Genomic DNA, 22,200 nt, shown 5'->3' on the forward strand with positions numbered 1-22,200 from the left:
CCATGACCTGGGGCGGCGACACCGATCTGCACGGCGCCGAGCGGCTCGTCGCCCGCTTCGTCGAGGCCGGCGGCACGCTCATCGACACGGCCCCGGCGTACGGCGGCGGAGCGGCCGAGAAGATGATCGGCCGCATCACCCGGACCCACGTGCGCCGGGACGAGCTCGTCATCGCCACGAAGGCGGGCTTCGGCCTGCGCAACGGCCGCCGGACGGTCGACACCTCCCGCAAGGCGATGCTCGACGACCTGACCGGTTCCCTGCGTCGGCTCCACACCGACCACGTCGACCTGTGGCAGGTGCACGCCTGGGGGCGCGCCCCGTACGAGGAGACGCTGGCCGCCCTCGACACGGCCGTCAGCTCCGGCATGGCGCGCTACGTCGGCGTCTGCAACTACATCGGCTGGCAGATCGGCACCGCGGCCGCCTGGCAGCGGGCCGTCCCAGGGCGCTCCGGTCTGGTGAGCGGCCAGGTCGAGTACTCCCTCCTGGCCCGGCGGGCCGAGGTGGAGGTGGTCCCGGCGCTCGCCGCGCACAGCATGGGGCTCTTCGCCTGGTCCCCCATCGGGCGGGGCGTGCTCACCGGCAAGTACCGACGGGGCGTGCCGCGCGACTCGCGGGGCGCCAGGGAGCACTTCAGCTGGTTCGTCGAGCCCTATCTCGAGTCGCGCAGCCGCGCCGTCGTCGACGCTGTGACGCGCGCCGCGGACGGGCTGGGGCTCGCCCCGGCGCAGGTCGCGATGCTGTGGGTGCGCGACGCCCCCGGCGTCACGGCGCCCCTGCTCGGCGCACGCACTGTCCAGCAGCTCGAGCCCTACCTCGACCTCGATGACACGACGCTGCCCGAACCGATCGTCTCCGCGCTCGACGACGTGACGGGCGGCCCGAACCAGGCGCGGAGCGACCGCAGGACGACCGCCGGGACGACGGACTGAATCCGTGCCGACCCGGGCCGGGGAGCGCCGCCCGCGCGGGACCCCTCACCGCTCAGGAACGGCCCTCACACGAACACGGTGAGGCGGGCGCGGATGATCCTGCGGCGCAGCCAGGCCTCGCGCGAACCGTCCCGGTAGCGGCGAAGCCTCCACAGCTCCCAGCCCTCGTGCTGCGCCCGTTCGGTGAGGATGCGGCGCGTCTGGGTGCGGGTGAACCAACGGGCGAACCCGATCCGCTGCACCTCGTACTCGACGCCACCGGGTGTCTGGCGGGCGAGCCCCGTCGAGGTGATGCGGTCCATCGTGTCGTCCACGCTGCCTCCTGCCCCGCTCGCCGGTGCCCCGTTCACGATCGTGTCACCGATGGTATGCGCCCGCCGGTGGCGGGCGGGGACGGCCGGTCGTGACGGCGGCACCCCGTCGACGGCACCCGTGGAGCACACGATTCGCGTCGAGGCCGCGGGCTCTGCTAAGATCATGTTCGATGCGGGCAGCCGCAGCGAGTCCGGGTGGCGGAATTGGTAGACGCGCTAGCTTGAGGTGCTAGTGGCCGCTTTCAGGCCATGGAGGTTCAAGTCCTCTCTCGGACACCCCCTCAGGACCCCACCGTTGCGGCGGGGCCCCCTCTTCGACGGGCAACCGATCGGCGACGCCGGTGGTGAGGAAGCTGTGAGCGACTCACAGCTCCACACTGCGAACTGTCCACTCCCTGAGACGGACCCCCAGGAATCTCACAGGACTTGTTTCTGTACTTCCTCGCATTCGCGACAAATCTTCCTGCATCTAGCTCGCGATACCTTGAGTGACACAGACTTACCCTTACTGAACCCCCAGACCATGCTCTCCGACTGGCATTCGCCCCGCGGATCGCCTACACTGATTCCTGTGGTTTTCGTAAGAAGATCGCATCCTGAAGCTGTGAGCGGTGCTTGGCGTTGCGTCACCCACCCCCACGTCCGTCGCGCATGACCCCGGTGGGATCGTGCACCCGGCAGGACACCGAATGCGCCAGGCGTGCACCCCCACCGCCGGCGCTCCCCCTCGGTGATTCGTCGGGCGCCCCCATCGGGGCCCACCCCCAGCGCGGCGGGCGAGGCGCCACCCTCGTTCGCCGAGCACTGTTCACAGCATGACCACGAATCCTCGTAGGTCGAGATCGGCCCGGGCCGCGCAGTCGATGCGCAGGACCCGGGCCGACCGCCGTCCGGGGACTCCGAGGATCGGCCCGGGAGGACCGATGTGGTCGCCCGCTCCGACACATGAACGGTCGGGCTAGGCTTTGGAAGGCCCGGCCGTCGAACGGCACCCCGATCCGCGAAAGCAGTCATGAACCTTCTCCACGCCATCATCCTCGGCATCGTCGAGGGCATCACGGAGTTCCTGCCCATATCCAGCACCGGTCATCTGCGCATCGTCGAGAAGTTGCTCGGCTACGACATCCAGGGCGTCGGGATCACCGCCTTCACCGCCATCATCCAAGTGGGCGCCATCCTCGCGGCGATCATCTACTTCTGGAAGGACATCGTCCGGATCATCGCCGCGTGGTGCCGCGGCCTCGCCCACAAGGACGAGCGCAGCGATCCCGACTACACGCTCGGCTGGGGCATCATCATCGGTTCCATCCCCGTCGCGGTCGTCGGCCTCGTGTTCAAGGACCTCATCGAAGGCGCGCTGAGTTCGCTGTGGATCATCGTGGCGGCCCTGCTGGGCTGGAGCATCGCCATGGCCGTGGCCGATCGGCGCCGGAACCTGACGCGCGAGATGGGCGACGTCAGCATCAAGGACGCCCTCGTCATCGGCCTGTTCCAGGCCCTCGCCCCACTGTTCCCCGGCATCTCCCGCTCGGGCGCGACGATCTCCGCGGGACTCTTCCGGGGCTACACGCGCGAGACCGCCACGCGGCTGTCGTTCTACATGGGCATCCCGGCGCTCGTGGCCGCTGGCATCTACGAGGCCGTCACCGCGGCGTCCGACATCACGGCCGCGCCGAGCGGCGGCGTCGCGATCGGCTGGCTGCCCACCATCGTCGCGACGCTCGTCTCGCTCGTCGTGGCCTACTTCTCGATCGCCTGGCTGCTGAAGTTCGTCTCGAGCAACAAGTTCACCGGCTTCATCGTCTACCGCGTCGTCCTCGCCGCGGTGATCATCGTCCTGCTCATGCTCGACGCGGTCACCGCCTGAGCCCGGCGCGCACCCGTGTCTCCGGCCCGACGGCGTCTCGCCGGGGCCTCTCAGCCCTCGACGAGACGCTCGACGACCGCCAGGACGGCCTGCTCGGCGTCCATGTCGGACGGCACACCGGTCACGACGGCGAGCCCGAGCTTGTCGAGCGTGTTGACCATGGGCGGGCCCATGTGACCGGCGGCAGCGACGTCGACGCCGTTCTCACGCATGAAGCGCACGATCCGGGCGTGGTGCTGGCCGTGCCCGCCCTGGTCGTGGAGGACGTCCCAGTCGGTCTCCGCGACACGCCAGTCGGCGATCCTGCCGTCCTCGACGGCGGCGACGGCCATCCGCGGGGCCCGGCCGAGACCGCAGGGCGCGCCGTCGGCGGTCAGGGCCAGCGCGACGACGCGGCGCCCGGCAGTGGTGCTCGTGTTCTCGGTCATGTCTCAGAACCTACCGTCATAGGCCGCCAGGTCCAGCACCCCGTTGCCCGAGACGCCGATGACGATGACCTCGCCGTCCCCGACCCCGGCGCTGGTGGCGTGGTCGAGGGCGCCGGCGATGGCGTGCGTGGACTCCGGGGCCGGGACGATGCCCTCAGTGCGGGCGAAGAGGACGCCCGCCTCGAAGGAGCGGTCCTGCTCGACGGCGATCGGCTCGATGAGTCCGAGGTGGACGGCATGGCTGACCATCGGGCTCATGCCGTGGTAGCGCAGACCGCCCGCGTGGATGGCCGGGGGCACGAAGTCGGTGCCGAGCGTGTACATCTTGAGCTTGGGAGTCATGCCGGCGACATCGCCGAAGTCGTAGCGGTACTCGCCCCTGGTCATCGACGGGCAGGCCGCGGGCTCGACGGCGACGAACCGGGTGGTCGAGCCCTCGCGCAGGTTCCGGCCGAGCAGCGGGAAGATGATGCCCGCCGCGTTCGAACCGCCGCCGGCGCAGGCGAAGACGACATCGGCCTGCTCCTCCCCCGCCTCGGCGAGCTGGTCGAGCAGTTCGAGCCCGATGACGCTCTGATGGATCATGACGTGGTTGAGCACGCTGCCCAGCGCGTAGTGGGTGCCGGGGTCCTTCGCCGCGACCTCGACGGCCTCCGAGATGGCCATGCCGAGTGAGCCGGTGGTGTCGGGGAAGCGCTCGCGCATCCGGCGCCCGGATTCGGTCAGCTCGGACGGCGAGGCGTGGCACTGCGAGCCGTAGACGCCCATCTGCAGGCGCCGGTAGGGCTTCTGCTCGTAGGAGGAGCGGACCTGCCAGACCTCGCAGCTCATGCCGAACAGGGCGCAGGCGAAGGCGAGCGAGGCGCCCCACTGGCCGGCCCCGGTCTCGGTGGTCAGTCTCCTGATGCCTTCGACCAGGTTGAAGTAGGCCTGCGGCACCGAGCTGTTGGGCTTGTGGGAGCCGCAGGGGCTGACGCCCTCGTACTTGTAGTAGATCCGGGCCCGGGTGCCCAGGGTCCGCTCCAGCCGGACCGCGCGTCGCAGCGGGCTGGGACGCCACAGGGAGTAGACCTCCCGGACGGGCCGCGGGATCTCGAGACGGCGCTCGGTGCTGAGCTCCTGGGCGATGAGGGCCTTCGCGAACAGGGGTTCGAGATCGGCCGGACGGATCGGCTCGTCGGTGGCCGGGTCGAGCGGCGGCGGCGCGGGCTCGGGGAGGTCGGCGTTCAGGTTGTACCAGTGCGTGGGCACCCGTGAGGGCACCTCGATGCCGAGCTCGAGGCCGGGGCCGCCGGGGCGGGCCCCGGCCTCCTGCCGGGTGGTCTGGTTCACCGTGATGCTCCTTCCGGTCCCCGGACTCGTCGCTGGGCACGGGCACGTCGTCGTCCTGGCGCGCTGGGCGCGCACCGCCATCTTCGGATGCGCGCCGGAGTGCGCCGCCGGCAGCTCATCCTAACCGGCGGGCGCTCCGCCGCCCACCCCGCCTGTCCGACGCGCCCGGGCCCCGCACGGGGACATCGGAGTCACAACGGCCCGTTCGCGCTGCTCGCGTCCCGCGGAACCCGGGGCCCGGACCCGCAGAGGGACGCTGCGCGTCGCGGTCGCGGCCCTTGCCCCCGCGCTGCGGGCCCCGGGGCCCGCAGGGGGAACGGCTTCAACAGGAACGGCTCGAAGCCGGCTATCGAGCCGGGTCCCGGGCCCGCAGGAGGACGCTCCCGGGGAACGGGGGCGACTGCCGGGACGGCCGAGAGTCGGCCACGGACCGTCGCTCAACGGGGCCTACGGAGCCGCCAGCGCCCCGACTCGTCCTGCTCGACCAGGCCGAGCAGCTCCAGTTCGACGAGGGCGCCGTCGCAGGCGGCGCTGGTGCAGCGGGCTCGGGAGGCCAGCTGGTCAACGGTGAGGCTCCCCCGCCCGGGCAGGGCCTCGCGGACGGCGAGCAGCCGCGGGTCGAGCCCGTCGAGGGGTCTGGTCGGTGTCATCCACGGCCCCTCGAGCTGCTCGCCGGGCGCGCAGAGCAGGGCCCGCACATCGGCCGGCCCCGCGACGAGCTCGGCCTCGTGGTCGCGGATGAGCCGGTGCGGTGTCTCACTCATGCCCGACGTGACGGGCCCGGGGACGGCCATGACGATCCGGCCCAGCGCACCCGCCCAGTGCGCCGTGTTGACCGCGCCGGAGCGCATCGCGGCCTCGACGACGAGCACCCCCGCGGAGAGGGCGGCGATGAGCCTGTTCCGGGCGAGGAAGCCGGGCCGGGTGGGGCGCATGCCCGGCGGCAGCTCGGAGACGACCGCCCATTCGTCGAGGATCTGCTCGAAGACCCGGGTGTTGCCCTTCGGGTACCACTCGTCGAGGCCGCCGGCCATGACGGCGACGGTCGGGGCCCCGGCGGCGAGGGCCCCCCTGTGGGCCGCGATGTCGATGCCGTAGGCGCCCCCGCTGATGACGGGGAACTGGCCCGCCAGGCGCGAGGCCAGGTCGGTGGCCAGCGCCTGACCGTAGCGCGTGCAGGCCCGGGCCCCGACGATCGCCAGCGCCCCGTACCCCGGTCGCAGGATCTCGTCGAGCCGCCGGCGGCCCGCGACCCACAGGGCCAGTGGCGCCCCGCACATGCCGCCGACCGGTTCGATGCGGTCGAGCTCGGCCAGCGGGGCAGGCCACTCGTCGTCGCCGGGGACGACCAGACGCGCGCCGAGAGCCTCCGCGCGCGCGATGAGGGCGTCGAGGTCGAGACAGCGCGCCCGCCGCGACCATGCCGCGGTGCCGCTCGAAGCGAGGAGCGCCTCGACGACGTCCGGCGCCCCCTGCTCGGCGACGAACCGGGACAGATCGGGCCTGCCCGGCTCGCAGATGAAGGTGAGCGCCGCCCGGGCGCGGCGTTCGGGGGTCCAGGCCGTTCCCGTCGTGCTCATGCCGCCGCCCCCGTCCAGAGCTCGCCCCGCCGCAGCCCCACGGCCGCGGCGAGGTCGGCCCGCGTGACCTCGTCGTGACCGGCGAGGTCGGCGACGGTCCACGCGACGCGCAGGATCTTGTCGATGCCCCGGGCCGAGACGAGACCCCGAGCCAGCGCATGGTCGATGAGCTCGACGCCCTGGACCGGCGGCAGCCCGCGGCGCAGGTGGGAGCCGGGGACGTGGGCGTTGAGCGTCCACGGCGTCCCGGACAGGCGCGCTCGCTGGCGTTGCCGGGCCTCGATGACGCGGCCTCCGACCGACGCGGAGTCCTCGCCCCGCTGCGCATCGGGACCGGCGGTGAGCCCGGCGGTCCCCTCGCCCGTGACCCGGACGTGGATGTCGATGCGGTCGAGCACCGGGCCGCTGATCCGCTGGGCGTACCGGCGCACCGCCATGGGAGTGCATCGGCACTGCACCCCCGGGACGCCGTGGTTCCCGCAGGGGCACGGGTTGGCGGCCAGGACGAGCTGGAAGCGCGCCGGATAGGTGACCGACGCCGCCGAGCGCGCGATGGTGATGCGACCGGACTCCAGCGGGGTGCGCAGGGCGTCGAGCACCCGGGGGGAGAACTCCGGCGCCTCGTCGAGGAGGAGCACCCCGCGGTGGGCCAGCGAGACGGCCCCGGGCCGTGCGACGCGGGCGCCGCCGCCGACCATCGCCGCGACGGTCGCGTTGTGGTGCGGATCGGCGAACGGGGCGCGCCGGATGAGGCCGCCGCCGAGGTCCTCGCCGGCCAGCGAGTGCACGGCCGAGACCTCGAGAGCCTGCTCGTCGTCGAGAAGGGGCAGGAGCCCCGGCAGACGCTGGGCGAGCATCGTCTTGCCGGTGCCGGGCGGCCCGTGGAAGAAGATGTGGTGGCCGCCGGCCGCGGCGACCTCGAGGGCCCAGCGGGCCTGCTCCTGACCGAGGACGTCGGCCAGGTCGGGCACAGCCAGGGGCGCCGGCACGGATCGGGGCCCCGCCCCGGTGAGCACCGGCCGACCGTGGAGCACTTCGACGAGATCGGCGAGGTCGCGCACACCCCACACGGTGAGCCCCGTGACGAGCTGCGCCTCACCGGTCTGACCGGCGGGCACGACGGCGCGCCCGAGGCCGGCCGCCCGCGCCGCGAGGAGGGCCGGCAGGATGCCCCGCACGGGTCTGACCCTGCCGTCGAGCCCCAGCTCGCCGAGCAGCACCGAGGACGAGGCGATGCCTCGCGGGACCAGCTCGGAGCACGCGAGGACGGCGGCGACGATCGCCAGGTCGTAGTGGCTGCCCGCCTTGGGCAGGCTGGCCGGGGTGAGGTTGATCGTGAGGAGCCTGTCGGGCCAGGCCAGGCCGGCTCCCGCAACGGCGGCGCGGCACCGGTCGCGGGCCTCGTACAGGGCGGCGTCGGGCAGCCCCACCAGGACGGTGCGGGGCAGACCCGGGCCGAGTGCGGCCTCGACCTCGACCGGGGTGCCCTGCACGCCGATGAGCGCGACCGACCACGCCGACGCCGTGCTCGGCGCGGCGCTCATGACAGCCCCCGCACATGGGTGAACTCGGCGCGGCGGCCGGGCAGCTTGACGATGCCGAGCCCGTCGATGCGCACCCGCGTCCCGTCGGGCAGCGACATGCCGTGCTCGCGCAGCCAGACGGCGGCCACGGCGCGCAGGTGCATCCTCTTGGCGTGCGTGATCGCCTCGAGCGGCGCCCCGTAGCCGGTGCCGGTGCGGTACTTCACCTCGACGAAGACGAGGGCGTCCTCGAGAGGATCGTGGACGACGAGGTCGATCTCGCCGGCACTGCACCGCCAGTTCCGGTCGAGGACGCGCCAGCCCAGCCGCTCCAGGTGCTCGGCGGCCAAGGCCTCGCCCCGCCGACCCGATGCCGCGGTGCCGCCGGTGCCCAGCGGCCGCCCCTCGTCGCGGCCCGATGCCGCAGCGCCGCGCTCCGAGGGGCCGTTCGAGGCCGGGCATCGCCTCGCCGCGCCGTTCGGCGCCGCCGCCCAGTGACCCGCCGGGCCCCCGTCGGTGCGCCCATCGCCCGTGCGCCGGGCGCCCACCGGCACGGCTCCCCGCGATGCCCCCGTCGTTCCTCTGCCCGTCGATCTGGTGCTCATCACCACCACCTCCGTTGGGAGTGTGGTCGGCGCGGGCCGTTCCGATCAGTTGTCCACAGGTCCGTCCGGGGCCGGACTCACTTCGTCTCCGGCACCTCGAGGTCGGTGTGCTGGATCTCCTCGATGGAGACGTCGCGGAAGGTGAGGACCTTGGCCGACTTCACGAAGCGGCTGGGCCGGTACATGTCCCAGACCCAGGCGTCGCCGAGGGAGACCTCGTAGTAGACGTCGCCGCCCTCGGTGCGCACCTTGAGGTCGACCGCGTTGCACAGGTAGAAGCGCCGTTCGGTCTCGACGGCGTAGGCGAAGATGTTCACCACGTCCTTGTACTCGCGGTACAGATCGAGCTCGAGTCTGCTCTCGTAGGCATCCAGATCATCGGCGCTGCTCATGATTGGACCAGCCTAGCCGCTGCCCGGACGTTCGCGTAGCCGAGCCGGTGGATGGCGCACGGCCCGAGCCGCTCGAGGCGCTCGCGGTGCAGCGCCGTGACGTAGCCCTTGTGGGTGGCGAAGCCGTAAGCCGGGTACTGCTCGTCGTAGCCGACCATGATGCGGTCCCTGGTGACCTTGGCGATGATCGAGGCCGCGCTCACGCAGGCGCACACCCGGTCGCCCTTCCACATGCCCAGGCCGGGGACGGGGAGCCCGGGCACCTCGAAGCCGTCGATGAGGGCGAATCGGGGCCCGGGGTCCAGGCGCAGCAGGGCGCGGCGCAGCCCCTGGAGGTCCGCCTCGGCCATGCCCAAGCGGTCGCACTCATCGGCCTCGACGCGGACGCACGACCAGGCCAGGGCGCGGGCGGTGATCTCCTCGTAGAGGCGCTCGCGGGCCCGCGCGGTGAGCCGTTTGGAGTCGTCGAGACCCTCGATGAGACCGGCCGGGGAGTCGTCGAGGATGACGGCTGCTGCGACGAGGGGGCCCGCGCAGGCGCCCCGCCCCGCCTCGTCGGCACCGGCGACGGGGCCGAGACCGGCCTCGGTCAGGGCGCGCTCGTAGCCGTACGGGCGCTCGGCCCGCACACTCACGAGGGTTTGCAGGGACTGAGGTTGATGACGGGCTGGGCCGGCGCCGCGCCGGCGTCCGGGACCGAGGCGAAGGTGCCGGGGATGTGCAGCCTCGTCGCCCTGGAGAACGGCAGCGCGATCGCCACGACGGGGCCCGTCACGTCGGCGACGGGGACGAAGGCCCCCGTGCCCTCGGCCTCACCGGGGGCGCTGTCGCACAGGTGGTAGCGGGAGTCGCGAGAGTCGTTGCGGTGGTCGCCCATGACGAAGACGCGGTCGGCCGGCACGACGAGGTCGAAGGGGATGTCGCTCGGCGAGACCATCGAGCCGTTCGCCTCGTAGAGATAGGGGTCCTCGTCCAAGGGCGTGCCGTTGACCTCGATGCGGCCGTTGTCGGTGCAGCAGACGACGTGATCGCCCGGCATGCCGATGACGCGCTTGACCAAGTGGTCGGCCGACGAGGCGGGCATGACCCCGAGGAACTCGAAGACCCTGCGCACCGGGCTCGTCGTGGTGATCGAGTTCTCGGAGAGCCAGTCGCCGGGGTCCCGGAAGACGACGACGTCGCCGCGGTGGAAGTCCACGGTCTTGACGACCACCGCCCGGTCACCGATGTCGAGCGTGTGCTCCATCGAGGAGGAGGGAATGACGAACAGCTGCACCAGGAAGGTGCGCAGGAGCGCCGACAGGATCAGCGCCACGAGAACGATGATCCCGAACTCGCCGAGGAAGCCCAGAAGACCCGACCGGGTGGACCGTCCGCCGCGGTCCTTCGTCTTCCCAGTCCTGCCGGAGGCGTCCGGGTCCTTGTCTGCCCCGCTCACGCGTGATCGCGCTTTTCCTTGATCTTGGCGGCCTTGCCGCGCAGACCGCGCAGGTAGTAGAGCTTGGCGCGGCGCACGTCGCCGCGGCGCTCGACCTCGATGTGGTCGATGATCGGGCTGTGCAGGGGGAAGGTGCGCTCGACGCCACAGCCGTAGGAGACCTTGCGGACGGTGAAGGACTCCTGGACGCCGGCGCCGGTGCGGGAGATGACGGCGCCGGTGAACATCTGGACGCGGGACTTGTTGCCCTCGACGACCTTCACGTGGACGCGGAGCGTGTCGCCCACGCGGAACTCGGGGACGTCATCGCGCAGCGACGCCCGATCGATGCTGCTGATGAGACTGTTGGTCATGCTCTCGTCCTCGCCGGCGCCACGGGTCGCCTCGTCATGAAAGATCGGTGGGAGCCCCCGGCCGGACGATCCCCCCGTGGCAGGAGCCGGACCGGACGCAACAGCAAGTCATTCTGGCACACTCACCGCCCCGGGCCAAACGCCGCGACGGGGAGCGGCCCGGCCCCCGGCGGCGGGTCGTCCTGCCCCTCATCACTCGGCGGCGGGCCGCCCGAGCAGGTCGGGACGGCGGGCGCGGGTGATCTCGAGGGAGCGCTCGGCGCGCCAGGCCCCGACCCTGCCGTGGTCGCCGGACAGCAGGACCGGCGGCACCTCGAGGCCCCGCCAGCTGGCCGGCTTCGTGTAGACCGGGTACTCGAGCAGGGGGTCGTCGGCGTCGGAGTACGACTCCTCCACGAGCGAGTCGGGGTTGCCGATGACGCCGGGGACGAGCCGGACGACGGCCTCGATCATGGCCAACGCCGCGACCTCGCCGCCGTTGAGCACGTAATCGCCCAGGCTGAGCTCGCGCACGTCGAAGAGCCCGCCGGCCCAGTCGAGAACGCGGCGGTCGATGCCCTCGTACCGTCCACAGGCGAAGGCCATCGACGGGTGGGAGGCGAGGTCGGCGGCCTCGGCCTGCGTGAACGGCCGCCCGGACGGGGTGGGCACGACGAGGACCGGCCGGTCCTCGCGCGACCCGAGATCGGCCAGCAGTGCATCGAGGGCCTCGCCCCAGGGCTCCGGCTTCATGACCATGCCCGCTCCCCCACCGTACGGGGTGTCGTCGACGGTGCGGTGGCGGTCGTGGGTGTACTCGCGCAGGTCGTGGACGTGCAGCTCGAGCAGCCCGCTCTCGACGGCCCGCCCGATGAGGCTGAGGCGGAGCGGTTCGAAGTACTCGGGGAGGATCGTCACGGCGTCGAGGCGCATGGCCGGCCCGTCCGCCGCCCCCGGGCCGGCGCTCACGAACCGTCCTCCCCGGCGCCGTCCGCGGCCTCGGCGGGCTCGTCGAGGAGACCGGGCACATCGGCCAGGCGGACGCGTCCGGCGTCGAGGTCGACCTCGGGCACGAGCGCGGCGACGAAGGGCACGAGGCGCTCCCCGTCGGCGGTGCGCACGACGAGCAGGTCCTGCGCCGGGTTGTGGAGGACGTCGACGAGCTCTCCGGCGTCACGGCCCGCGGCGTCGTGGACGCGCAGCCCGACGAGCTGGCGGTCGTAGTACTCGTCCCCGTCGGCGGGCCTTTCGTCGGCGGGCGCGTCGACGACGAGCTCGGCGCCCCGCAGCCGCTCGGCGCCGTCGCGGTCGCCCACCTCGTCGAAGGAGGCGACGAAGCGGCCCCCGATCCACCGGGCGGTGCGCACGGTGAGCCGGTGCCCGCCGGGGCGCGCCCGGCAGCACGAGCCGGGCGCCAGCCGGCGCCCGGGCTCGTCGGTGCGCAGCCGCAGAGTGACCTCGCCGCGCACGCCGCGGGGCCTGCCCGCGGTGGCGACGACGATCTCGACGGTCGCCGCTGCCCCGTCCATCAGCGGCGACGGGGCCCGCGGCGGTCGACGTCGATGAAGTCGATGCGCACCTGCTCGGGCCCGGCGAGGGCCGACACGACGGTGCGGAGCGCCGTCGCGGTGCGGCCCTGACGGCCGATCACCTTGCCGATGTCCTCGGGGTTGACCCGGACCTCGAGCATGCGGCCACGACGGAGCTCCTTGTCGCGGATGCGCACGTCCTCGGGATGGGTGACGATGCCCCGAACCAGGTGCTCCAGAGCGTCGGCGAGCACGATCAGGCCTCGGCCTTCTCGCCGTCGGCCTCCTTGCCCCTCTTGGCGGTGACGGCGCTCGTGACGGGCTCGCCATCGGCCTCGGCGAGGGCGGCGTTGAAGAGCTCGAGCCTGTCGGCCTTCGGGGCCCTCACGTCGAGGCCCGCCGGGACGGAGTCGTCGCCGGTGAACCTCTGCCAGTCGCCGGTGCGCTTGAGCAGGGCGACGACGGCCTCGGTGGGCTGGGCGCCCACGGACAGCCAGTGCTGAACGCGCTCGGAGTCGATGGCGATGACCGACGGGTCGTCCTTGGGGTGGTACTGGCCGATCTCCTCGATGGAGCGGCCGTCGCGCTTCTTGCGCGAATCCATGACGACGACGCGGTAGTGCGGCTCGCGGATCTTGCCGAGCTTCTTCAGACGAATCTTGGTGGCCACGGTATGTGGTTCTCTCCTGTACGAATGCCCGGGACGCGCCCGGGGCTGGTGGATGGGCGGGCCTCGCGCGCGTGGGGACACGGCGATGCCGCTCGACGGGGTCGGCGGGGCGGCGTGAGAGGGCACCGCGACGCAGACGCGGCGTCCATTGTGCCAGATGGCGGGATCATCGTGAAAACGCCCGATGCGGGACGGGGCTCAGCCGCGCGCCCGGGCGGCGATCATCTGGGCGTACTGCACCTGCTGGGCCCAGACGCCGACCTGGGCCCGGCTGGTCACCGGAACCGTCATGGTGAAGGCCCCCTCGCCGCCCACCACCGAGATGACGACCTGGCCGGTGGTCCGCTCCTCCTGGACGATGAGCAGCAGCAGCGAGAGCAGCAGCAACCAAACCAGGACGATCGCCAGGACGATCGCCCACGTCGGCGTGCTCTTGACGGTCTGCGACATGTCCTGGAACGAGAACTGGGCCTGCGACAGCGGGATCGTGCCGTTCGGCGTGATGACCCTGTCACCTCGGATGAGGATGGGGCCGAGTTCGTAGCAGGGGCCCGGGGCCGCCGGGGATGGGACGACCGGCACGGGGGCCTGCCCGGCGTAGCCGCCCTGGGGCCACCCCGCGTAGCCCCCCGCCGCCGGATCGGCGCCCTGCGCGTGGCCGGTGGCGCGTCCGGCCGACGGCGGAGGCGGGTTCGTCGCCGGGGCGCCGTACCAACCCGGGGCGCCGGTCTGGAACCGGTTCGAGGAGGCCTGCCGGGGCTGCCAGTGGTTCCCCGGCGGCGCGACCGGCGCACCCGACGCGCCCGGATCGACGAACGACGGGGCCTCCCGGGCAGCCGGGTCGCGGTAGTTGCTCGCGTTCGGGAAGGGTTGGGCGGTCCACGGCGGCATGATCCTGGAGGCCCGGGCAGTCGGCTCGTCGGGGACGTCCCGGGCGCCGCCGGCGGGGGTCTCCGGAGCCGCCGGGGCGGCCGGGGGCCCCTGTGCGGCAGGCCCGTCCGCCCCGGCAGGGGCCTCCTGCGACCCCGGAGCCGCCGGAGCATCGGGGCCGTCCGGCCCGGCGGGGGGATTCTGCCGGGAGGCCAGCACGGTCTCGGGCAGGTCGTCCTCGTCGGGCGGGGGCGGGTCCTGCGGCACCGACGGATCCTGCCCGCCGCGGGAGAAGACGGACTCCTCGGAGTCGGCGGGTCCAACGAACTCAGGGCGCTCACTCATGAACCGATTCTTTCACGGGCCGCCACGGCCTCCGCCGGGGCCGGATCATGGACGGGCGCCGTCGGCCGGCGGCGGGGCGCGGCGGGTTCATGGGCGCCGGGGCGTCCCGCACAGCACGATGAGCTCCGGATGGGCGCAGACGCCCACGTCACGGCGCGGATCGGCGCCCAGGACGACGAGATCGGCGCTGGCGCCGTACTGGAGCCCGGAGCGGCCGAGCCAGGAGCGGGCCCGCCAGCTCGCCGCGCCGAGCGCGAACTCGGCCGGGCCGATGGTCGCCAGGGCGGCGATCTCGTCGCTGATGCGCCCGTGGACGATGGTGCCCCCGGCATCGGTGCCCGCGTAGATCGGCACCCCGGCCTCTCGGGCGCAGGCGAGCACCCGCCGGTGACGGGCGCCAAGCACGCGCATGTGGGCGGCGTAGCGGGGGTACTTCGCCTGGCCGGCGTCCGCGATGCGCCCGAAGGTGGCCAGGTTGATCATGGTGGGCACGAGGGCGACGCCGCGGGCCGCCATCGCGCCGATGACGTCCTCGCTCATACCGGTGCCGTGCTCGATGCCGTCGATGCCGGCGTCGACGAGCTGGGCGACGGACTCCTCGGCGAAGCAGTGCGCGGTGACGCGGGCACCGAGCCTGTGGGCGCGGGCGATCGCCTCGGCGGCCTCCGCGGGGTCCCACAGCGGCGCGAGGTCGCCGAGCGAGCGGTCGATCCAGTCGCCGACGATCTTCACCCAGCCGTCCCCGGCGCGGGCCTGGCGCTCGACCTCGGCGACGAGCTCGCCGGGCTCGATCTCGGCGGCGTACCCGGCGATGTAGCGCCTGGGGCGGGCGATGTGGCGTCCTGCGCGGATGATGCGCGGCAGTTCCGGGTCGTCGTCGAAGGCACGGGTGTCGGTCGGCGAGCCGGCGTCGCGCAGGAGGAGGGCGCCGCCGTCGCGGTCGGCGAGGGCCTGCTCGCGGGCCGTGTCCGTGCTCACGGCGCCGCCGCGGCCCAGCCCGACGTGGCAGTGGGCGTCGACGAGACCGGGCATGATCCAGCCGCCGTCGCACAGGGTCGTGGCCCCGTCGACGGGGCCGGGCACGAGCACGCCGTCGGCGACCCACAGCTCCGCCGTCTCGCCGGCCGGCAGCAGCACGCCGCGCAGGCGCCAGACGCCCCGATCGTCGCGGCCACTCATCGTCGGCTCACTCGTCGAACATGCCGCGCAGCTCGCCGGGCAGCTCGAAGTCGCCCGCCTGGGCGCCGGGCCGGGCCGGGCCCGCCTGGGCGAAGGGGTTCTGCACCCCCCCGGCCAGCTGCGCGGGAACCTGCTGGCCGGTGCCCTTCTTCTTCCTGCCCTTCTTGCCCCTGCCCTTCTTCGCGGAGCGGTCCATGGCCAGGGATGAGCGCTCCGTCTTGGGCGGGCGGGGCCTGCGGGCGCCGCCCCCCATGCCCATCATCGGCCCCATCGACTGCATCATCCTGCGGGCGTCGACGAAGCGGTTGACGAGGGAGTTGACGTCGTGCACCGTGACGCCGGCGCCCCTGGCGATGCGGGCGCGCCGCGAGCCGTTGAGGATGCCCACGTCGGCGCGTTCGGCCGGGGTCATCGAGAGGATGATGGCCTCGAGATGGTCGACCTCGCGCTCGTCGAGGTTGTCGAGGGCCTCCTTCATCTGGCCGCCCGCGCCCGGCAGCATCCCGAAGATCTTCGTGAGCGGGCCCATCGTGCGCAGCTGCTTGAGCTGGTCGAGGAAGTCCTGGAGGCCGAACTCCCCGTTGCCGGCGAGCAGCTTCTCGGCGCTGGCGCGGGCCTGCTCCTCGTCGAAGGCCTTCTCGGCCTGCTCGATGAGGGTGAGCATGTCGCCCATGCCGAGGATGCGGCTGGCCATCCGGTCGGGGTGGAAGAGGTCGAAGTCGGTCAGCTGCTCGCCGTTGGAGGCGAACATGATCGGCTTGCCGAGCACGCGCGCGATGGACAGGGCCGCGCCGCCGCGGGCGTCGCCGTCGAGCTTGGAGAGGGCGACGGCGTCGATGCCGACGCCCTCCTCGAAGGCGCGCGCCGTGTTGACGGCGTCCTGGCCGATCATCGCGTCGACGACGAAGAGGGTCTCGTCGGGCGCGATGGCGGCCTTGATGTCGCGGGCCTGGGCCATCATCTCCTCGTCGACGCCCAGCCGGCCGGCGGTGTCGACGACGACGACGTCGTGGAGGCCGCGGCGGGCCTCCTCGAGGGAGCCCCGGGCCACCTCCACCGGATCGCCGACCCCGTTGCCGGGCTGGGGGGCGTGGACCGGCACGCCGGCGCGCTCGCCGACGATCCGCAACTGCTCGACGGCATTGGGCCGCTGGAGGTCGGCGGCGACGAGCATCGGACTGCGCCCCTGCTCGGACAGCCAGTGGCCGAGCTTGCCGGCCAGGGTCGTCTTGCCGGCGCCCTGGAGGCCGGCGAGCATGATGACCGTCGGGCCGGGCGCGGGGGCGAAGCGGATCTGGCGCTCCTGGCCGCCGAGGATCGCGATGAGCTCCTCGTTGACGATCTTGACGATCTGCTGGGTGGGGTTGAGGACCTTCGACAGCTCGGCGCCCTTGGCGCGGTCGCGCACGTGGGAGACGAACTCCTTGACGACCGGCAGGGCGACATCGGCCTCGAGCAGGGCGATGCGGATCTCGCGGGTCGTGGCGTCGATGTCGGCGTCCGTGAGGCGGCCCTTGCCGCGCAGCGACTTGAAGGTGGCGGCGAGACGATCTTGCAGGGTGTCGAACACTGGCTCTTCCTCGGTTGCGGATGTGGGGTCAACAATACGTGGGGCCCCCGCCCGCCGGGGCCGGGCGGGCTACTCGCCCAGCAGGCCGTCCACGAAGCCCTCCGGGTCGAAGGGGGCCAGGTCGTCGGCCCCCTCGCCGAGGCCGATGAACTTGACGGGAACGCCCAGCTCGCGCTGGACCTGGACGACGATGCCGCCCTTGGCGGAGCCGTCGAGCTTCGTGAGGACGATGCCGGTGACGTCGACGGCCTCGGCGAAGACGCGGGCCTGCGCCAGCCCGTTCTGGCCGGTCGTGGCGTCGAGGACGAGCAGGACCTCGCCGACGGGGGCCTTCTTCTCGATGACGCGCTTGACCTTGCCGAGCTCGTCCATGAGGCCGACCTTGGTGTGCAGCCGACCGGCGGTGTCGACGAGGACGACGTCGACGCCCTCGGTGATGCCCTCGTCGACGGCGTTGAAGGCGACCGACGCGGGATCGGCGCCCTCGGCGCCCCGGACGGTGCGCACGCCGACGCGTTCGCCCCAGGTCCCGAGCTGCTCGGCGGCGGCGGCGCGGAAGGTGTCGGCGGCGCCGAACAGGACGCTGCGGCCCTGGGCGACGAGCATGCGGCCGAGCTTGCCGACGGTGGTGGTCTTGCCGGTGCCGTTGACTCCGACGAGCATGATGACGGCGGGCACGCCCTCGGCGTGCTCGAGGGCCAGGCCCCGGTCGAGGCTCGGGTCGACGAGCCCGATGAGCTCGCGGCGCAGCAGCTCGCGGGCCCGGGCGGGCTCGCTGATGCCCTCGACGGCCAGCTCGCGGCGCAGCCTCTCGACGAGCTCCGCGGTGGGGCCGACGCCCAGGTCGGAGGTGATGAGGGTGGTCTCGAAGTCGTCCCAGACGTCCTCATCGAGGCGGTCGGCGCTCAGCAGATCGGCGAGCGCACGGGCCAGATGGTTGTTCGAACCGGCCAGTCTGCGTCGCAGCCGCACCATGCGGCCGGCGGGAGCCTCCGGGATCTCGAGCTGCGGGGCGGCCGGTTCGGACGGGGCCTCCTCGGACTCGCCGGCCCCCGGCGCCCCCTCGGCCCCGCCGAGCGCAGGCGGCGGGGCGGGCGCGGGGATCGTGGACGGCTCGGCCGAGGGGGCCAGTTCGCCCCTGGAGCGGCGCGCGCGGCGGACCCCGCCGACGACGCCGCCGATGACGAGCGCACAGGCGAGGATGGCGATGACTACCCAGATCGTTGGACTCACAGGGCGAGTCTACCGACCGGCCCCGGCCGATCCGCCCTCCGGAGACGGGCCGTCCCCCGCGGGCCTCTGCGCGGAGCCCGTCACCGGGTCGGGGCGCCGGTGCCGTGACGCGCCGGACAGGCGGCGGCGCGGCCGGGGCTCAGGGCCGCTCGCGCGGCAGATCGCCGTTCATCCGCACGGCGATCCGGTTGAGGCGCTCGTAGAGCTTCCTGTTCTCCTCGCGGCGGTAGCCCTGCATGCCCACGACGACGACCAGCCCGATGCCGAGGGCGATGGCCAGGATCAGGATCGTGACGATGATGAACAGGAACACGGTGGGCCTCCAGCGCCGGTCGTCAGAGCGGACGCGTCCACCCTAGTGCCCACCTGCCGCTGAACCGCGCACCGCGCCGCACCGGTGACCCCCGCGCACCGCGCCGGCGTGGACTCACTCATGCGCACCACATCGACGAGCGGGCCTTCGACCCGCGTGCCGCACCGGCTCGGACTCACTCGGCCAGCCGCTGCGAGATGACGGTGGTGACGCCGTCGCCGCGCATGGTCACGCCGTAGAGCGCGTCGGCCTTCTCCATCGTGCGCTTCTGGTGGGTGATGACGAGCAGCTGGGAGTCCTTGCGCAGTTCCTCGTAGATGCCGAGCAGGCGCGAGAGGTTCATGTCGTCCAGCGCCGCCTCGACCTCGTCGAGGATGTAGAAGGGGCTGGACCTGGCGATGAAGAGGCTGAACAGGAAGGCCACCGCGACGAGGGAGCGCTCGCCGCCGGACAGCAGCGACATGCGCTTGACCTTCTTGCCGGCCGGGCGCGCCTCGATGTCGACACCCGTCGCGAGCATGTCGTCGGGCTCGGTGAGGACCAGATGGCCCTCGCCACCGGGGAACAGGCGGGGGAAGACCTCGTCGAAGGTCCGCGCCACGTCGGCGTGGGCCCGGGTGAAGACCTCCTGGACGCGGTCGTCGATCTCGGTGATGATGTCCTGGAGGTCCTTGCGGGTCTTCCTGAGGTCCTCGAGCTGGGTGGCGAGGAACTGGTGGCGCTCGTTGAGGGCGTCGAACTCCTCGAGGGCCAGCGGGTTGATGCGCCCCAGCTGGTCGAGGGTGCGCCGGGCGCGGCGGGCGCGACGGGTCTGCTCCTCGCGGTCGAAAGGCACCGGTTCGGGCACCTCGTCGTCGGCGGTGAGGGCGGAGCCGTCCGGCCTGGTGAGGACGGGGACGAGCTTGTCGGGGCCGTACTCGGCGAGGAGGGTCCCGGCCTCCATGCCGAGCTCCGACATGGCCTTCTCGGTGAGCTGCTCCAGGCGCATCCGCTGCTCGATGCGGGCCATCTCATCCCGGTGGGAGCCCTCGACGAGCTCGTCGAGCTCGGCCGCGCGGTCGCGCGCCTCGTGGCGGGCGGTGACGAGCGCCGTCTCGGCCTCGACGCGCTCCGCGTCGGCGCGGCGCCGCTCGGCGTCGGCGGCCTCGCGGGCGGCGGCGACCCGCGCGGCGAGCCAGACGGCGGCCTCGTGGACGCAGGCCGCCACGGCGGCCTCGCGGCGGGCCCGTTCGGCGCGGGCGGCGGCCTCGGCCCGGCTGCGCCGCTCACGGGCGGCGGAGCGGGCCAGGGAGTCGGCCCTGCCGGCCAGGGCGCGGGCGCGCTCCTCACCGGTGCGCAGCGCCAGACGGGCCTCCATCTCGTTCTGCCGGGCCAGGCGGGCGGCGGCGGCCAGCTCGTCGCGGACGGACGGGTCGGGCTCGGTCAGCTCGGCCTCGTCGCCGGCGCGGGCCAGCCGCTCGGTGAGGACCTCCAGCTCCTGCTCTGCCGCCTCGCGGCCCGCCGCAGTCCGGTCGATCGTCGCGGCGAGCCGCTCGGCCTCGGCGCGGGAGCTCTCGGCGTCCTGGCCGGCCTGGGAGATCTGCTCGGCGAGGGCCGACATCGCCGCGTCCGACTCGTTGAGCCGGGCCAGCGCCTCGCCGGCGGCCCGTTCGGCCTCCGCCAGGGCCTCGTCGGCGCGCGCCGCGGAGAAGCGGACCCGTTCAGCCTCGCGGCGGGCCTCCTCGAGCTCCTCGCGGGCCGCGGCGACGGCGGCCCGCAGCTCGATGGCGCTCTTGCCGGGGCCCGAGCCGCCCGCGGCGAACCAGCTGCTCAGCAGCTCGCCGGAGCGGGTGACGGCCACCAGATCGGGGTGCTCCTCGACGACGGCGCGCGCCCCGGCGAGGTCCTCGACGGCGACGACGCCGGCCAGCAGCCTGCGCAGGGAGGCGCCCACCTCCGGGCCGGCGGTGACGAGCTCGTCGAGGCGGCGCGCCCCGGCGACCGGCCCGTGCGGGCCCCGGCCCCCGTCGGGGGCGTCGGCGACGAGGAGCGAGGCGGTCCCGAGCTCCTCGTCGCCCAGCAGGGCCAGGGCCCGTTGGGCGCCGTCGAGGTCCGCGACGGCCAGTGCCTCGGACGCCGGGCCGAGGGCCGCGGCCAGGGCCGCCTCCCAGCCGGGCTCGATGGCGACCAGCCCGTCGAGCGGGCCGAGGACGCCCAGCCCGTCGCGCCCGGCGAGGGCCGCGGCGCCGTCCCCGCGCTCCAGGCCCAGCTCCAGGGCGTCGATGCGGGCGCTCAGCGTGGCGACCCGCTGGTCGAGCCCGACGCGCTCGGCCTCGTAGCGCTCGACCCGCTCCCGGGCCTGCGCGACCCGGGAGTCGGCGTCCTCGTAGGCGGCGTCCAGATCGGACTCGCCCTCGCCGAGGCCGGTGATCCGGGTCTCGAGGGCCAGGTACCGGCGGTCGGCCTCGGCGGCGCGTTCGAGCGCCTCGTCGCGGCGGGCGCTCAGCCGCTCGGTCTCCTCGGCCCCGGCCTCGAGGCGGGAGCGCAGCGCCGAGACCTGACCCCCGAGCCGGGCCAGGCCCTCGCGGCGGTCGGCGACGGCGCGCAGCCGGGCCGCGTACCCCTTCTCGGCCTCGGCGTGCTCGTCCTCGAGGCGGGAGCGCTCGTCCCCGGCGTCGGCGAGCCGCGAGCGGGCGGCCTCGATCTCGGCGCGCAGGTCGGCCTCGGCCTCGCGGACCTGCGCGGCCTCGGCGTCGAGCTCGTCGGGATCGCGACCGTTCGTGCCGGGCCGGTCGTCGACGCGGTGGCGCATGCGCTCGGCGCTGATCGAGACGACGGTGGCGACGCGTTCGCGCAGCGTCGAGGCCGCGTACCACCGCTCCTGGGCGCTCGTGAGCGCCGGCTGGGCGGCGGCAGCCTCCGTCTCGGCCCGGGCCTGGACGCGGCGGGCGGCCTCCAGCCGCTCCTCGGCCCGCCTCCTCTGCTCCTCGCGGGTGGCGGCCGAGGCGGTCCCGGACTCGAGGGCCAGCGTGGCGGCCGTCAGGTCGTCGGCCATGAGACGGGCCCGCGCGTCGCGCAGCTCGGCCTGGACGACGGCCGCCCGGCGGGCCACGGCGGCCTGGCGGCCGAGCGGTTTGAGCTGGCGGCGGATCTCGGAGATGAGGTCGTTCAACCGGTCGAGGTTCGCGGCGGTGGAGTCGAGCTTGCGGACCGCCTTCTCCCGGCGGCGGCGGTGCTTGAGGACGCCGGCGGCCTCCTCGATGAAGCCCCGGCGCATCTCGGGCGTGGCCTGGAGGATCTGGTCGAGCTGGCCCTGACCGACGATGACGTGCATCTCACGGCCCATGCCGGTGTCGGACAGCAGCTCCTGCACGTCGAGCAGACGGGCGGTCTGGCCGTTGATCGCGTACTCCGAGCCGCCGGCGCGGAACAGGGTGCGCGAGATCGTCACCTCGGTGTAGTCGATGGGCAGCACGCCGTCGGTGTTGTCGATCGTCAGGGTGACCTCGGCGCGGCCGAGGGGGGCGCGGCCGGCGGTGCCCGCGAAGATGACGTCGTCCATCTTGCCGCCGCGCAGGTGCTTGGCGCCCTGCTCGCCCATGACCCAGGCGAGCGCGTCGACGATGTTGGACTTGCCCGAGCCGTTCGGGCCGACGATGGCCGTGATGCCCGGCTCGAAGGTGAGGGTGGTGGCCGAGGCGAAGGACTTGAAGCCCTTGAGCGTGAGCGACTTCAGGTACATGCCGCCCCGATCCCCGGGCCCGGC

22 protein-coding genes and 1 tRNA gene are annotated in these 22,200 nt (G+C 73.5%); 3 read left to right on the forward strand and 20 right to left on the reverse strand.

All coding sequences use genetic code 11. The annotated features are described in order from the left end of the window. The first annotated feature begins 2 nt into the window (after positions 1 to 2). The gene (locus EGX94_RS02105; RefSeq protein WP_226906062.1) at positions 3 to 935 is read left to right on the forward strand and encodes an aldo/keto reductase; all 933 of its coding nucleotides are present in this window, start codon (positions 3 to 5) and stop codon (positions 933 to 935) included. A gap of 65 nt (positions 936 to 1,000) precedes the next feature. Here EGX94_RS02105 and EGX94_RS02110 read toward each other — a convergent pair whose 3' ends face one another. Beyond that, complete coding sequence (locus tag EGX94_RS02110; protein WP_021796137.1) at positions 1,001 to 1,249, reverse strand: DUF5703 family protein; 249 nt, start codon at positions 1,247 to 1,249, stop codon at positions 1,001 to 1,003. A 189-nt stretch (positions 1,250 to 1,438) separates the two neighbouring features. Here EGX94_RS02110 and EGX94_RS02115 point away from each other — a divergent pair. Together EGX94_RS02115 and EGX94_RS02120 are read left to right on the forward strand one after the other, a co-directional pair. After that, a tRNA-Leu gene (locus EGX94_RS02115) sits at positions 1,439 to 1,525 on the forward strand. Between the two features lie 736 nt (positions 1,526 to 2,261). Then, on the forward strand, positions 2,262 to 3,116 hold the full coding sequence (locus EGX94_RS02120) for an undecaprenyl-diphosphate phosphatase (protein ID WP_021796133.1): 855 nt from the start codon (positions 2,262 to 2,264) through the stop codon (positions 3,114 to 3,116). A gap of 50 nt (positions 3,117 to 3,166) precedes the next feature. Here the strand turns inward: EGX94_RS02120 and EGX94_RS02125 are convergent, their stop codons facing one another. From EGX94_RS02125 to smc, 19 genes are all read right to left on the reverse strand, one after another. After that, entirely contained in the window at positions 3,167 to 3,544 is a 378-nt protein-coding gene (locus tag EGX94_RS02125; RefSeq protein ID WP_021796146.1) for a NifB/NifX family molybdenum-iron cluster-binding protein, read from the reverse strand. Positions 3,545 to 3,547: 3 nt separating this feature from the next. Next, a complete protein-coding gene (locus EGX94_RS02130; protein ID WP_021796144.1) occupies positions 3,548 to 4,876 on the reverse strand; it encodes a TrpB-like pyridoxal phosphate-dependent enzyme in 1,329 nt (442 codons plus the stop codon). Positions 4,877 to 5,313: 437 nt separating this feature from the next. Further along, positions 5,314 to 6,456 carry a DNA-processing protein DprA gene (locus tag EGX94_RS02135; RefSeq protein WP_021796151.1) on the reverse strand — a complete coding sequence of 381 codons (1,143 nt, stop codon included), beginning with the start codon at positions 6,454 to 6,456 and terminating at the stop codon, positions 5,314 to 5,316. After that, entirely contained in the window at positions 6,453 to 8,000 is a 1,548-nt protein-coding gene (locus tag EGX94_RS02140; RefSeq protein WP_021796139.1) for a YifB family Mg chelatase-like AAA ATPase, read from the reverse strand. The genes EGX94_RS02135 and EGX94_RS02140 overlap by 4 nt, the downstream gene beginning before the upstream one ends. Further along, positions 7,997 to 8,374, reverse strand: a complete 378-nt coding sequence (locus tag EGX94_RS14215; protein ID WP_043119931.1) for a YraN family protein — start codon at positions 8,372 to 8,374, stop codon at positions 7,997 to 7,999. Before EGX94_RS14215 ends, EGX94_RS02140 begins: the two co-directional genes overlap by 4 nt. Before the next feature lie 287 nt (positions 8,375 to 8,661). Further along, a complete protein-coding gene (locus tag EGX94_RS02150; protein WP_021798575.1) occupies positions 8,662 to 8,976 on the reverse strand; it encodes a DUF2469 domain-containing protein in 315 nt (104 codons plus the stop codon). Beyond that, the gene (locus tag EGX94_RS02155; RefSeq protein ID WP_028706524.1) at positions 8,973 to 9,611 is read right to left on the reverse strand and encodes a ribonuclease HII; all 639 of its coding nucleotides are present in this window, start codon (positions 9,609 to 9,611) and stop codon (positions 8,973 to 8,975) included. The genes EGX94_RS02150 and EGX94_RS02155 overlap by 4 nt, the downstream gene beginning before the upstream one ends. After that, positions 9,608 to 10,414: a signal peptidase I gene (gene lepB, locus EGX94_RS02160; protein WP_021798576.1), complete on the reverse strand. Its 807-nt coding sequence runs from the start codon at positions 10,412 to 10,414 to the stop codon at positions 9,608 to 9,610. Before lepB ends, EGX94_RS02155 begins: the two co-directional genes overlap by 4 nt. Further along, positions 10,411 to 10,767: a 50S ribosomal protein L19 gene (rplS, locus tag EGX94_RS02165; RefSeq protein ID WP_021798578.1), complete on the reverse strand. Its 357-nt coding sequence runs from the start codon at positions 10,765 to 10,767 to the stop codon at positions 10,411 to 10,413. The genes lepB and rplS overlap by 4 nt, the downstream gene beginning before the upstream one ends. A gap of 192 nt (positions 10,768 to 10,959) precedes the next feature. Next, complete coding sequence (trmD, locus tag EGX94_RS02170) at positions 10,960 to 11,679, reverse strand: tRNA (guanosine(37)-N1)-methyltransferase TrmD (protein WP_028706525.1); 720 nt, start codon at positions 11,677 to 11,679, stop codon at positions 10,960 to 10,962. Positions 11,680 to 11,711: 32 nt separating this feature from the next. After that, entirely contained in the window at positions 11,712 to 12,275 is a 564-nt protein-coding gene (gene rimM / locus EGX94_RS02175) for a ribosome maturation factor RimM (RefSeq protein WP_123825829.1), read from the reverse strand. Beyond that, positions 12,275 to 12,529, reverse strand: coding sequence for an RNA-binding protein (locus EGX94_RS02180; protein ID WP_021796658.1), 255 nt, complete (start codon positions 12,527 to 12,529; stop codon positions 12,275 to 12,277). The genes rimM and EGX94_RS02180 overlap by 1 nt, the downstream gene beginning before the upstream one ends. Before the next feature lie 2 nt (positions 12,530 to 12,531). Further along, positions 12,532 to 12,945 carry a 30S ribosomal protein S16 gene (gene rpsP, locus EGX94_RS02185; protein ID WP_021796659.1) on the reverse strand — a complete coding sequence of 138 codons (414 nt, stop codon included), beginning with the start codon at positions 12,943 to 12,945 and terminating at the stop codon, positions 12,532 to 12,534. A 198-nt stretch (positions 12,946 to 13,143) separates the two neighbouring features. Beyond that, positions 13,144 to 14,160 (reverse strand): hypothetical protein, encoded by a 1,017-nt coding sequence (locus EGX94_RS02190; RefSeq protein WP_123825831.1) that lies wholly within the window; start codon positions 14,158 to 14,160, stop codon positions 13,144 to 13,146. Between the two features lie 87 nt (positions 14,161 to 14,247). After that, on the reverse strand, positions 14,248 to 15,339 hold the full coding sequence (locus EGX94_RS02195) for an amidohydrolase family protein (protein WP_021796125.1): 1,092 nt from the start codon (positions 15,337 to 15,339) through the stop codon (positions 14,248 to 14,250). 7 nt (positions 15,340 to 15,346) lie between these two features. Then, a complete protein-coding gene (ffh, locus tag EGX94_RS02200) occupies positions 15,347 to 16,909 on the reverse strand; it encodes a signal recognition particle protein (RefSeq protein WP_021796126.1) in 1,563 nt (520 codons plus the stop codon). Between the two features lie 69 nt (positions 16,910 to 16,978). Then, the gene (ftsY, locus tag EGX94_RS02205) at positions 16,979 to 18,142 is read right to left on the reverse strand and encodes a signal recognition particle-docking protein FtsY (protein WP_123825833.1); all 1,164 of its coding nucleotides are present in this window, start codon (positions 18,140 to 18,142) and stop codon (positions 16,979 to 16,981) included. Positions 18,143 to 18,281: 139 nt separating this feature from the next. After that, complete coding sequence (locus tag EGX94_RS13265) at positions 18,282 to 18,455, reverse strand: hypothetical protein (RefSeq protein WP_021798389.1); 174 nt, start codon at positions 18,453 to 18,455, stop codon at positions 18,282 to 18,284. 175 nt (positions 18,456 to 18,630) lie between these two features. After that, positions 18,631 to 22,176: a chromosome segregation protein SMC gene (gene smc / locus EGX94_RS02210; RefSeq protein WP_123825835.1), complete on the reverse strand. Its 3,546-nt coding sequence runs from the start codon at positions 22,174 to 22,176 to the stop codon at positions 18,631 to 18,633. Positions 22,177 to 22,200: the final 24 nt, after the last annotated feature.

Source organism: Propionibacterium acidifaciens, assembly GCF_003798325.1.
Lineage (GTDB): Bacteria > Actinomycetota > Actinomycetes > Propionibacteriales > Propionibacteriaceae > Propionibacterium > Propionibacterium acidifaciens.